The 11,993-nt window shown below is 40.4% G+C and carries 8 protein-coding genes and 1 tRNA gene; 6 read left to right on the forward strand and 3 right to left on the reverse strand.

Annotated features, from left to right (window positions below; translation table 11 throughout):
- Positions 1-9 precede the first annotated feature (9 nt).
- The 3 genes from secF (at position 10) to ACYQ28_RS08060 (ending at position 5,707) form a co-directional block, all read left to right on the forward strand.
- Positions 10-1,002 carry a protein translocase subunit SecF gene (gene secF / locus ACYQ28_RS08050; RefSeq protein ID WP_460049418.1) on the forward strand — a complete coding sequence of 331 codons (993 nt, stop codon included), beginning with the start codon at positions 10-12 and terminating at the stop codon, positions 1,000-1,002.
- Positions 1,003-1,238: 236 nt separating this feature from the next.
- Entirely contained in the window at positions 1,239-3,428 is a 2,190-nt protein-coding gene (locus ACYQ28_RS08055; RefSeq protein ID WP_460049417.1) for a hybrid sensor histidine kinase/response regulator, read from the forward strand.
- 35 nt (positions 3,429-3,463) lie between these two features.
- Positions 3,464-5,707, forward strand: a complete 2,244-nt coding sequence (locus tag ACYQ28_RS08060) for a PAS domain-containing protein (RefSeq protein ID WP_460049416.1) — start codon at positions 3,464-3,466, stop codon at positions 5,705-5,707.
- Positions 5,708-6,001: 294 nt separating this feature from the next.
- Here ACYQ28_RS08060 and ACYQ28_RS08065 read toward each other — a convergent pair whose 3' ends face one another.
- On the reverse strand, positions 6,002-6,805 hold the full coding sequence (locus ACYQ28_RS08065) for an inositol monophosphatase family protein (RefSeq protein ID WP_460049415.1): 804 nt from the start codon (positions 6,803-6,805) through the stop codon (positions 6,002-6,004).
- 199 nt (positions 6,806-7,004) lie between these two features.
- Here ACYQ28_RS08065 and trmJ point away from each other — a divergent pair, with 199 nt between their 5' ends.
- Together trmJ and ACYQ28_RS08075 are read left to right on the forward strand one after the other, a co-directional pair.
- Positions 7,005-7,811 (forward strand): tRNA (cytosine(32)/uridine(32)-2'-O)-methyltransferase TrmJ, encoded by an 807-nt coding sequence (trmJ, locus tag ACYQ28_RS08070; protein WP_460049414.1) that lies wholly within the window; start codon positions 7,005-7,007, stop codon positions 7,809-7,811.
- Positions 7,812-7,926: 115 nt separating this feature from the next.
- Positions 7,927-8,003 (forward strand) — tRNA-Arg (locus tag ACYQ28_RS08075).
- A 609-nt stretch (positions 8,004-8,612) separates the two neighbouring features.
- Here the strand turns inward: ACYQ28_RS08075 and ACYQ28_RS08080 are convergent.
- Positions 8,613-8,939: a hypothetical protein gene (locus ACYQ28_RS08080; RefSeq protein WP_460049413.1), complete on the reverse strand. Its 327-nt coding sequence runs from the start codon at positions 8,937-8,939 to the stop codon at positions 8,613-8,615.
- A 757-nt stretch (positions 8,940-9,696) separates the two neighbouring features.
- Here ACYQ28_RS08080 and nhaD point away from each other — a divergent pair.
- Positions 9,697-10,944, forward strand: a complete 1,248-nt coding sequence (gene nhaD, locus ACYQ28_RS08085) for a sodium:proton antiporter NhaD (protein WP_460049412.1) — start codon at positions 9,697-9,699, stop codon at positions 10,942-10,944.
- A gap of 67 nt (positions 10,945-11,011) precedes the next feature.
- On the opposite strand, the gene ACYQ28_RS08090 is transcribed toward nhaD, so the two are convergent.
- A complete protein-coding gene (locus tag ACYQ28_RS08090) occupies positions 11,012-11,992 on the reverse strand; it encodes a zinc transporter ZntB (RefSeq protein WP_460049411.1) in 981 nt (326 codons plus the stop codon).
- Position 11,993 lies beyond the last annotated feature (1 nt).

Below are 11,993 nucleotides of genomic sequence, written 5' to 3' on the forward strand. Positions count from 1 at the left end.
GCTCTCTCGATGTCTGAAACGAACGCAAAAAATATTTCTGGGAAAAGCGCAATTTCCTTCATGAAATTCAGAAAGCTCGCAATGAGCTTTTCCTTAATTTTAATCATTATTTCACTGGTATCTTTATCGGTAAAAGGTCTCAAATTTGGCCTAGACTTTACCGGCGGAACACAAGTTGAAGTTGAATACGACAAGCCCGCCGATTTGACAAAAGTTCGCCAACAGCTTGCTGACGCTGGGCATGATGATGCTGTGGTTGTCTACTTTGGTGTCGAAACAGAAATTCTTATTCGTCTGCAAGCAGAAGACTCCCAAGCCGCTGATCGAACTCAGGTTGGTCAAGAAGATGAGGGCAGCTCTGACCAGTCACTCGGAGATGAGATCATATCTGTTCTTGAAGCCGATGGTAGTAAGGTTACGCTCAAACGAATTGAATTTGTTGGACCCCAAGTAGGTGACGAGCTTCGCGAAGACGGCGGTCTTGGAATGCTATTCGCGCTGCTTGTTGTTATGGGTTACGTGGCATTTCGCTTCCAGTACAAATTCTCTGTCGGCGCTGTTGTTGCCTTGATTCACGACGTCATCATTGTTCTGGGTGTTTTTTCAATTTTAGGTTTGGATTTTGACCTTACGGTTTTGGCCGCAGTACTTGCGGTTATTGGTTATTCGCTTAACGATACCATCGTAGTAGCTGACAGAATTCGTGAAAATTTCCGTCGCGTTCGTCAATCCAGTCCTCTTGAGATCATCGATATCTCGTTAAACGAAACCCTCGGTCGTACTCTTATGACCTCTTTAACAACGTTATTGGTATTGTTCGCCTTGTTCTTTGTGGGTGGAGAATTAATTCGAGGTTTCTCAATTGCGCTTATCGTTGGTGTTGGTATTGGTACCTATTCTTCGATTTACGTTGCGGCCAACATTTTATTGTTGATGGGTTTAACCCCACAAGATCTGATTGAGCCGGTGAAAGAAGGCAGTGAAGTTGACGATATGCCTTAAGCGATTCAGAGTGAGGCGTTTTGGTTTACGTCTTCTGTGTCAATCAGTTACCCGAGCTTAGCCTCGGGTAATTTTTTTGTGCGAATAAAAAACTTCTCGCTAATTTTTCCACGGATTTTTCTTGAATTTTAAATGCTCATTAAAAATCGTAGTTAATTTCTTCTTTTCTCTGTGTTGTTTGAAGTTGGTAGCTGGGTTAGATTGAACGATTGAATTCGTTAGATACTCGGTTTCACATGACGCAGTCCGATAACCTAGAACCCAACAGCGCCAACCACAAATTACAGTGGTTACAGCATCTACAGATGACCAACGAGCAAATTGCTCTGGTTAAACGCTACCGTTGTTTAGTAGGAATCGACGGATTCGGTTTTTGGCAATGGAATTACGCAAACCAATCATTTCATTGCCACGGACAACTCTATTTCGACGCCGGTTACACAACCGAAGACATAGAATCCCTTGAAAACGCTACCGAGGTTCGTGGCTACATTCATCCCGACGATCTTGACCGATCCATAGTCATCGTTCGTCACCACGTGCAACGCCAATCGCCCATACACTTTACATTCAGATTGCTCCGCAAGTCTGGAGACTATTTATGGGTTACAACTATAGGGAGTTCTATTCGCGACGAACATGGCCGAATAGCTACCATCGTAGGTGTTGTCTTTGATGCAACCAATCTTAGGGCCAGTCAAGAAGCACTTAGAGAAGCGGAACTCAGATTGCAGCGCATTATGAGCGCATCCAACGACGGTATTTGGGAATGGAAAGCAAATAATCCTCAGGTCGAGTTTTCTGAGCGAGTGCTTCAGCATTTGGGATTTGAACACGTCAATGAACTTGTCGATGGGAACGAAAGTTTAATTTCTGCGTGGATCAAACGGATACACCCGTCTGATCAACGAAAGTTTAAAGTAAAGCTGAAGTCGGCCCTTAAACACAGGAAATTTCTCGACGTTGATTATCGAATAGCCGATAAGAATAATGTCTATCGATGGGTTAGAACCCGAGCCAACGCGCGTTTTAATGCTCAAGGTCGACCCATTGTTATCTCGGGCACCAATATTGATATTACCGATATTAAATTAGCGCAAAGTAAGCTCTCGGCCGCTCGTGATCAGGCGGAGCAAGCAAACCAATCAAAATCTAAATTTCTCTCGGGCATGAGTCGGCATTTAAGAACGCCCATGAACGCCATATTGGGTTATGCGCAGCTGTTTGAATACGATCATAATTTAACTCAGCAACAACGCGACAACATGCGTGAAGTGAGAAAGGCTGGCGAGCATTTAATACAACTAATTGACGACGTGTTGGACCTTTCTAAAATTGAATCTGGCAATATCACTTTAACGAATGAACCAACACTAGTGAGTGATATTGTTAGAGATTGTATTAACCTCAGCCATCCACAAGCCAACAAATATGGCGTTTCTATTACCTCTGAAATTGATGAGACCGAGGCCTTATACGCCGACTGCGATCGCGTTCGATTGAAGCAAATTTTGTTAAACCTCATTAGCAACGGTATTAAATACAATCGGCCTTCTGGTTGGGTCAATATTAAAGTGTTTATACTCGATGAAAATGAGCTGTGTATCAGCGTTGAAGACAACGGATTTGGTATTGCAGAAGAAGAAAAAGGTAAATTATTTCAGCCGTTTAACCGATTGGGCGCAGAAAAAACAACCATCGAAGGCAGTGGCGTTGGCTTGGTTATTACTAAAAATCTAGTTGAAATGATGCATGGTGCCATCAGCTTTTATACCCAAGAAGGCGTGGGCAGCTGCTTTGAAATTCATCTAAAACGCTGCGATGACCTTTCTGAAGTCGCACCAGAGACCATTGGCAAAATTTTAAAAGAACAACGCAGTATTCAACTTAATATAGCGTCGACAAAAACTGTTTTATACATTGAAGATAACACCGCCAATCTCCGTTTAATGGAGAAATTTATTGAGCATATCGACAACGTCGAACTCGAAGTTGCGACAGACCCGTTATTGGGTGTCTATAAAGCTCGAAGACTGCAACCTAATTTAATTTTACTCGATTTAGAAATTCCAGGACTGAATGCTCCAGAAATCATTGAGATTTTAAAATCGGATTCTGCAACAGCAACGATTCCCGTAGTTGCTTTGTCTTCAAACCGTGAAGAAGGTAAAAATTTCTCTAAAAGAAACCAGTACGCCGGTAAAAAAATTCGCCCTGAATTAATGTCCGAATTTCCGTTAGAAGACAAGTCAATTCCCAGTTTATTGGATCATTCGGCATCTAACTTTGCCGGTTCGGATTTTTATTCTTATTTAGTAAAACCTTGGAATATTGATCAGATCGTTAGTTTGCTTGAGAGCGTTTTTGTTGAGCCAAATGCAGAAGGCTCGGTTGCGCAACTTGATTTACCTTTGCAAGGTGAGTAACTGTATGATTACCAGCACTTTGGAATTACGTCATTATGGATAAAAACATCGACAAAACCGATAGTGATCCAATATTAACTCAGTCTGCAACAAACACTGAGAAGGATTCTATTGCAGTCGATAATGCAGCCGGTAAAAACAAGCCCGATGATTCGAAAAATCCATCAACAAATCCACCTAATCAAAGCCTTTATTCAAAATATTCACCAACATTTCCAGTACTTGGCCAAGCGATTGATGTCAGTCGCCATATTCCGCTATCGCGTAATATCGCGTTAGCTCCTTTATTTCCTGCTGGTGTTTCCTATTCACAGAAAAATAGTCACAAAGAAATCGCTCATATTTCTGATCGATTCTCAAAAATGCAAAATATTTCTGGGTTTGGCTATTGGGAGTGGAATTTTGAAACAAATGTTTTTCGGGTATTTCCAGGGCAACTCTGGCGAGAAATGGGTTATTCATTAGGTGATATGGGCCGCATTAAATCTATTGATGACGCCTACGAGTTTGTTCACCCAGAAGACCAAGAAAAAATATCGGCCTGCGCGCAGAGGCATTTTGAATTTAATGCGCCTTACAGCGAGTCGTACAGAATGCGTAACCGCGACGGTTCATATCGTTGGGTGCAAGGGCAGGCCAGCTCTATTCGCAATCGAAACAACGAAGTTATTTACTTTGCCGGTGTTAATTACGATATTACCGAAGAAAAACGCGTTGAATTTGCGTTACGAGAAAGCCAAATTCGTTTTGCACGTATTCTAGAATCATCAAACGATGGCGTTTGGGAATGGAGCCGCAAAGATAGAACCATTAATTTCTCGCAAGGTTGCTGGGCCTTGTTGGGCTTTAGTATCGACGATTTGGAAATGGGTAATAACCAAACGCGAAAGTGGTTAATTCGAATTCATCCTCAAGACCGAGCCAGGGTTGAGAATGAGATTTATCAGAAGGTCAAAAATGCGCAAGCGTTTGATTTAGAATATCGGATTTTAAATCGTACCGGACAGTGGCAGTGGATTCGTACACGAGGTGATGTAATCACGAATTCGCAAGGCGAGGTAGAGTTTTTATCTGGTGCTCATGTGGATATTACCGAAATTAAAAATTCACAAGAGCGAATTCTTGCAGCAAAAAATATGGCCGATAAAGCCAATAGGGCGAAATCGGAATTCTTGTCGAGCATGAGTCACGAATTACGCACGCCCATGAATGCTATTCTCGGCTTTACTCAGCTTTTTGACAGAGACAAAAACTTAACACCTGATCAAGCTGAGAACATTGTTGAAATAAAAAAAGCTGGCAAACAGTTGCTTAGATTAATCAACGATGTTTTAGAGTTTTCAAAAATTGAAGCCGGAAAGATGCTACCGCAACTTCGGCCTACCAAGCTCGAAAGTGTTATTTCTGAGGTGGTTGAACAATTACGTTCATTAGCAAATAAGCATTCCGTTAAAGTAAGCTTTACCCAAGATGAATCCAATACCACCTTTGTCAATGCTGATAGAAACTGTTTGAAACAAGCATTAATTAAGTTATTGACCAATGCGATTTTGTACAACTCAAAAAACGGTTCGGTAGCAATTTATTTAACAGATATGGCTCCCGATTACGTCACCATATCTGTGAACGATACAGGCAAAGGAATTCCGAAAAAATATCATGCGCAATTGTTTGAGCCGTTTGCTGAATTTGAAAACAGATCTTCTTCACCGCCGGGTAATGGTGTGGGTTTGGCCATTTGTAAACAACTGGTCGAATTAATGGATGGACGTATTACTTTCGAAAGCTCGGAGGATGTAGGCAGTAGCTTCAAAATTTGTTTACCTGTAGCCAGTAACGTTGTTAACGAAACGCAGCTTACGGGAGAGTTTAAAGCAACCGATTTTGTGAATTTTGACCAAAACCTTTTTCAATCGAAAAAGATTTTATACGTTGACGATGATGCTAAAAGTCGGAATTCTTTAACGCAATATTTTAGTAGTTTCAAAGATTTAACATTTATTGTTGCAGCTGAGGGTATTAAAGGCTTGTTCGAAGCAAGAAATACTCGGCCAGATATTATTTTTTATGATCTGCATATGCCAGGTGTCGATGGTTATGAGTTTATTAAAATCATTCGTAATGATCCCAACACACGATTAATCCCGATTATCGCGTTGTCTGAAATCGTGAATAAACAGCAAATGCGGGATGTAATTGAGGCAGGTTTTAACGATGTGCTTTCAAAACCCTTAGATATTGAACAACTGACGGTGATCGCATTACAGCTTATAAATTAGAGGCCGATGGCGCAGCATCTGAGTGTTTAGGAAACTCTGATTAACCTAGAGTTTCTCGCGACACAAGGATGTGTCGCCAATTTCAAGAACTGTAAGTGATTGAAATTGTGAAGAAATTGGAAATCACATTTTCAATTTCTGCCCTCTGATTAAATCAAGGATGAGTTAATCAGAGGTTCCTTTATGTTAGTTGGTGATAAAGCCTTGATGGCAAACGCTCTGATCAATTCACATAGGACTTAATCAGAGCTTTCTGTGTTTAAACCAAGCAGATATGATCTTAACGAATGGTGTTTAAACAATTTTTCCCATATGTTTTTCAACAATTTGCAGTAACGGCTTGAATACGCGAGGGCCGCCACAAACAACGTGTCCGGTATTTAGGTGCGTTGCGCCACCTTTAAAATCACTGACAAGACCACCTGCTTCCTGAACTAACAAACATCCGGCGGCAATATCCCACTCTTTAAGGTTCATCTCCCAAAAGCCATCGAAGCGACCCGCTGCTACATAAGCCAGATCAAGGGCTGCGGATCCAGCACGACGAATACCCGCTGTTTGACCGGCAATTTCTTCCAATGCTTTTAAATACGGGCCAATATTTTCCAGCGCAAAGCCACTGAAGGGAATGCCTGTACCGATCAAAGCGCCTTCCATGCCACGTCTTTCGCTAACACGGATACGGCGGTCATTTAGCGTTGCACCTTTACCTCGACTTGCGGTGAATTCTTCGCGTTTTACGGGATCGAGAACCAAGCCATGTTGGACTTGCCCTTTATATTTGCACGCAATTGAAATCGCAAAGTGAGGAATTCCATGAATGAAGTTGGTCGTGCCGTCTAATGGATCAATAACCCATTCGTAATCTGGATTTTCACCTTTCAAATAACCGCTTTCTTCACCGACAAATGAATGATCAGGGTAGGCCTTTTTCAGGTGATAGATAATTTCTTTTTCGCTCGCTCGGTCAACTTCGGTGACAAAGTCGTTGCGACTTTTTTCTTCAATATCGATAACGTCAACGCGTTCTAAGTAGCGTTCAATTTTTTCAGCGGCTTTTCGGGCAGCTCTCAACGCGATATTGAGCATTGGTTCCATAGGTGTTTCCCACTAGTTCAATTGGAATTGGACTTGAATTGTTGCAAAAGGGCGCGATTGTAACAGCCACTCTATGACTAAACTAGCACGGCTGTTAAAGTATCGCGCCTTAATTGGTGATTCGAACGCAAATTAATCAAATTAATATTTGCTAATATCATCAGTACACACTGTAGAAGGTAAATTTAAGAAGTTAACTATGAGTACCGTCAAGCCCAACAACGATCCAGATTGTTTCAACCGAGTTCGCATTGTTCTAGTCAATACTACGCATCCCGGCAACATTGGTGCCGCAGCTAGAGCTATGAAAAATATGGGGTTAAGCCAATTATATTTGGTTGAACCCAAAGAATTTCCTTCAGAAACAGCAGTATGGCGCGCTGCTGGTGCCGCCGAGCTACTCGATTCTGCGATTGTAGTAAATACTTTAGATGAAGCTATATCAGAATGTAGATTAGTTGTTGGCACCAGTGCACGTGAAAGACGTATTCCTTGGCCGCTGTTAACGCCACGGGAATTTGGTGATAGGGCGTATTTCGAAAGCCAGCAGCACGATGTGGCCGTTGTTTTTGGCCGAGAAGACAGGGGCTTAACCAATGAAGAGCTTCACAAGTGTAACTATCATGTCCACATTCCCGCTAATCCAGAATACAGCGCACTTAACATAGCGACCGCGGTTCAAGTGCTGTGTTATGAGTATCGAATGTCTGTTCTTGCCGCCGAACAGGGTGGGCCGGTACATTTTGACGATTGGGACCAACCACCAGCGGACAATAAAATGCTGGAGGCTTATTATCATCACCTACAAGAGACGCTAGAACGCCTTAGTTTTCTTGAGCCGGGCAACCCACGCCAAACCATGACTCGATTAAGACGCTTGTACAATCGCACTCGATTGGATGAGATGGAGCTGAATATTCTGCGCGGTGTTTTAACAGCCATGCAGAATTATATTTTTCACACTGAGAAGAAATTAGAAAATCTGGACAACTCGTCTGAAAAATAAGCAGATTTGTGTATAAAAGCGCGTAAAATTAGCAAAGTGTGTCAGAACAACAACTTATCAAACTTTCTGAGTTGTTATCTTGAGGTAACACTGGTATCTTACGCGCCTCTTCCGTGCATCCGTAGCTCAGCTGGATAGAGTAGGTGGCTTCGAACCACTTGGTCGGGGGTTCGAATCCCTCCGGATGCGCCAACAAAATCAATGACTTACGCTATTTTTCCAAAAACCTTAAACATTAACTCGTGAGTTTCGCGTGACTTCAACGGGCACGTATTTTGCGAAAACTATCCAGATCTCATTCTCTCGCGGCCTACATCCAATCGCATTTTTTGGTTTGTCTCATAGATGTCGATTTGTCTCATAGCATTTCAAAAATTACCCATTTGCATTGATTTGCACGCGGATCAAAAACTACCATTTTTCGAAACTTCTATTGATTCGCAGAGCCGCCTATCATTACCTTAAAATAGGTTCTCGGGAAATCCTGCTATTATTTGCGTCAACGGAATAAAATTAAACATCTAGAAAAATGTAATAAAAAAATAAATACATAAGAATCCAGAAAAATAATAAACAACTGATTCTAAAAATGTAGCTATTTATATGGTTATGAATACAGTTTGTTGATTAAGTATTCGATAAATAACCTTTAAACATTTATTAATGATTCCTGAGTGATAAATACATTGGTATTTTTAGGTATTTAGGGTTATCAACCCAGAAAAATAATACTCAGGTGAGTCTATAAATTACGATGTGTAATGTTCAGTTTATTAACGCATGGGCCATTAATTTATTAAATTAATGCAGCGTTTTCTCTATTCTAGTGTGTCGGTCAAAATAAAACGACAACGCCGATAACGTCATTAAATGATCAATACCGTCGACCTGCTCAGACATTAAGAGCAATGTTGCGCCAATATCCCCATCGCTGTTGTATTCGCTTTTTTCGGCTTCTTGAATAATTTCCTGCATGAGTGGCTCAAATAAATCGCCAAGAGCTTCGTGGATTTTATTCTCTATCATTTTCAAGTTATCTGACATTTGCAGAGTTAAATCACGGTATTCTTTCATGGTCATTGTTCCTGGTATAAATTCTAGGCCGCTTGCTGTGGAAATGTTGGTCATATATAAACCCCGAATATTGTCTATTAAAAAAGTAACGCTTAGCACCTGTAAAGGTTGACTTTTATAACGATAAATTGAGATTTAAATCGCAAAACTTGCATTCAATTTATTCGGTAAACATTAGCTTTTGCTAAGCAACTTGCTTTCAATACTTTAGTGCGAGAAGTCTCTGAAAAGTCCTGTAAAACTTTATTTTACAATTGGCATTCGTGCCCTAGCGGCGGAAAACAACCAAAACAAGTCGATTATTAGAAAGGTTTACATTAGATGAATTAGCGAATCTCATTGAGCTAGAGATCAGTGAGTTATCAGTAAATAATTCAACAAGAATAAAAAATTAAATATTGAATTAAATAAACTATTTAAGGAAAAATCTTTTAATAAGTTTTTAAAAATTTCTGGATTTAATTTTTTTAAATAGGTGATTTTTAGGTGTCGAAATTTAATCGTAAGAATTCGTCTTATATTGATATTTTACGAGATGATTACACTTGTATGAAATTTTACGGGTAATAAATTTTGAACGAAATCTAGCGCTGTTTCATGAATAAAATGAAATATACAAACATACTGTCAGTTTTATACGCAGTGGTTAAAATTTGATCCAAAACAAGATCTTTTCTTTTATAGCAAAAAAGAGTATCTTAGCCAGCCGGGAGTTCCTGCCGCATATATAAATAAAATAATTTTTCCAGGACTTTAGATGCACTTTTTTCTGTTTGCCGTTTAAAAACAGTTCCAACCTGGATTTGCAAAGATGTTACATTATTTTTTGATGGGCCTAGCAGTGCTTGCATTATTGAGCATTGTGTTTGAAGAAGTTATTCACGTTAATAAAGCCAAAACCACCTTATTCTTTGGTTGTATTTCGTGGGTTCTTTTATTTTTCTTTGCTGAGAGCGACCAGCAAAGAGAAAGCACCACTCATTTTTTAAATGAGAACCTGTTAGAAATTGCTACTTTGTGGCTGTTTTTAATGTCTACCATGACCTTCGTTGCTTATTTAAATGCTAAAGGTCTTATTCAAACTTTTGTTCAAAAGTTATTTCCCCATACTTTATCAAAACGCTTACTGCTCATTCTCGTTGCATTGTTCGCACTTGTGCTTTCTGCCATTTGTGACAACGTTACAGCAACATTAGTGAGTATTGGCCTTGTCCAATCTTTCAATTTAGAGAAACCGGATAAATTGAAAATGGCTGCGCTAATTGTGTTTGCCGTAAACTCCGGCGGCGTTGCGTTAATTACTGGCGATGTAACCACACTAATGATTTTCTTGGGTGGCCACGTTCATATGGGCGAGTTGTTAATCCTGTTAATTCCTTCAGCTGTGAGTGTTACTGCACTTGCATTGATGTTTAGTGTTGGAATGAAAGGTCAGGTTACAACTGAAATCGTTGAAAGAAAATTCAACGGAGTTGACTTAACAATCGCTGGAACGTTTTTCTCTACCATCCTGTGTACAATGCTTTTCAACGTGTTGTTCTCGGTTCCCCCAGTTCTTACATTTATGACGGGCCTGTCTATTATGTTCTTGGTTGGTCGTATGGCTCAGACCGATGACGAACAAACTCAAATTTTGGAATACATTCGAAAAATTGAGTACGACACCTTGTTGTTCTTTTTGGGAATTTTGTTGTTAGTGGGTATGCTGCAAGAGATTCATGTTCTGGCAAAAGTAGCGGAGTGGTATTCTGAAATTGCTCCAATCTACTCAAACTACATTGCTGGTGCTGTTTCTGCATTGCTTGACAACGTTCCGTTGACAGCTGCGTTATTGAAAGCTAACCCAGAATTAAGTACTACCGATTGGCTCGGCCTAACTTATTCTGTTGGTGTGGGTGGTTCTTTGTTGATTATTGGTTCTGCTGCGGGAATTATTACAATGAGCAAAGTTGAAGGGATGACCTTCGGTGCTTATTTGAAGTTTTTCCCAGCGCTGCTCATTTGTTACACCATCGGCTATTCACTATCTATTTATCTTCCATCGCTGTTTTTCTCTTAAGCAGTTAAAGTGATCTAAATTCCCTGTCCATGCATTCGGTAATTTTGAATGCATGGACTGTTTTATATTAGAACCATTTAAATATCTTAAATAGAACAATTTGGATCGCGACCAATACGCCTAGAATCATGGTGAAATTAAAAAACGCAGCCTGATTTTCTACACCTGGCATTCCACCAATATTAATTCCGAATAATCCGGTTAAAAATCCCAGCGGTAAAAATATTGCGGTAATAACCGAGAGAACATAAAGATTACGGTTGAGTTTTTCTGATAGAGCACTGGCCAATTCGTCCATGATGACCTGGGAACGTTCTCGTACTGAATCAAGATTTTCGATAGTACGTATCATTCCGTCTTGAATCTCTTGCAAACGCCGATTAATTTTACCGCCAGTCCAATCCATTTCGATCAGTCGCAATTGTGTTAAAGCTTCTCTCTGAGGTGCGACGTAGCGTCGTAGTAATACTGCGCTGATACGAACTTCAGAAATATTATGACGTAGGGATCGACCGGGATCTTCGAGAACCAATGATTCCAGTTCATCAAGGCGTTCATCGAGTTGATTGACACTTGTTTCAATAAACCGAATTAATAATTGGCTAATTTGTGTAACCACTTCACCGATATTTTTAGGCCCGGTTTTTGTGTCTAGACTTTCTGATACGGTCATTAATGCTTTGGATTTTCGATACCTCAAACTGATAATTCTGCTATTGGTAATCCATAGGCGAACGCCAATCATATCTTCCGGCTCTGCACCTTCGTTATGATTAATGCCACGTAAAATAATTAGAACTCCGTTTTCAAGTTTTAATACGCGTGGGCGGGCGTCAACGTCGAATAAGGCGCTTAAGGTATGTTCGTCCATGTCTGGAAATGCATTTTGCATTTCCTCGCGAGCTGTAGGTTGATTTGCGTCGAAATGCATCCATAGCGGTTTGGCACTTTTAGGAATCTCGCTTAAGCTCTTAAAGGCCGTGCAACCGCCGGCTTCATCGAGTTCTTTGGCAAAAATTAACGAGCTTGTCGAAATATCTGTATTCATA

This window comes from Sessilibacter sp. MAH1, assembly GCF_054658315.1.

Excerpts from the sequence above, each read along its gene's own strand:
- trmJ (WP_460049414.1), top strand. The coding sequence starts at position 7,005 with ATGAGTACCGTCAAGCCCAACAACGATCCAGATTGTTTCAACCGAGTT.
- secF (WP_460049418.1), top strand. The coding sequence starts at position 10 with ATGTCTGAAACGAACGCAAAAAATATTTCTGGGAAAAGCGCAATTTCC.
- ACYQ28_RS08060 (WP_460049416.1), top strand. The coding sequence starts at position 3,464 with ATGGATAAAAACATCGACAAAACCGATAGTGATCCAATATTAACTCAG.
- ACYQ28_RS08055 (WP_460049417.1), top strand. The coding sequence starts at position 1,239 with ATGACGCAGTCCGATAACCTAGAACCCAACAGCGCCAACCACAAATTA.
- nhaD (WP_460049412.1), top strand. The coding sequence starts at position 9,697 with ATGTTACATTATTTTTTGATGGGCCTAGCAGTGCTTGCATTATTGAGC.
- ACYQ28_RS08090 (WP_460049411.1), bottom strand. The coding sequence starts at position 11,992 with ATGAATACAGATATTTCGACAAGCTCGTTAATTTTTGCCAAAGAACTC.
- ACYQ28_RS08065 (WP_460049415.1), bottom strand. The coding sequence starts at position 6,805 with ATGGAACCAATGCTCAATATCGCGTTGAGAGCTGCCCGAAAAGCCGCT.
- ACYQ28_RS08080 (WP_460049413.1), bottom strand. The coding sequence starts at position 8,939 with ATGACCAACATTTCCACAGCAAGCGGCCTAGAATTTATACCAGGAACA.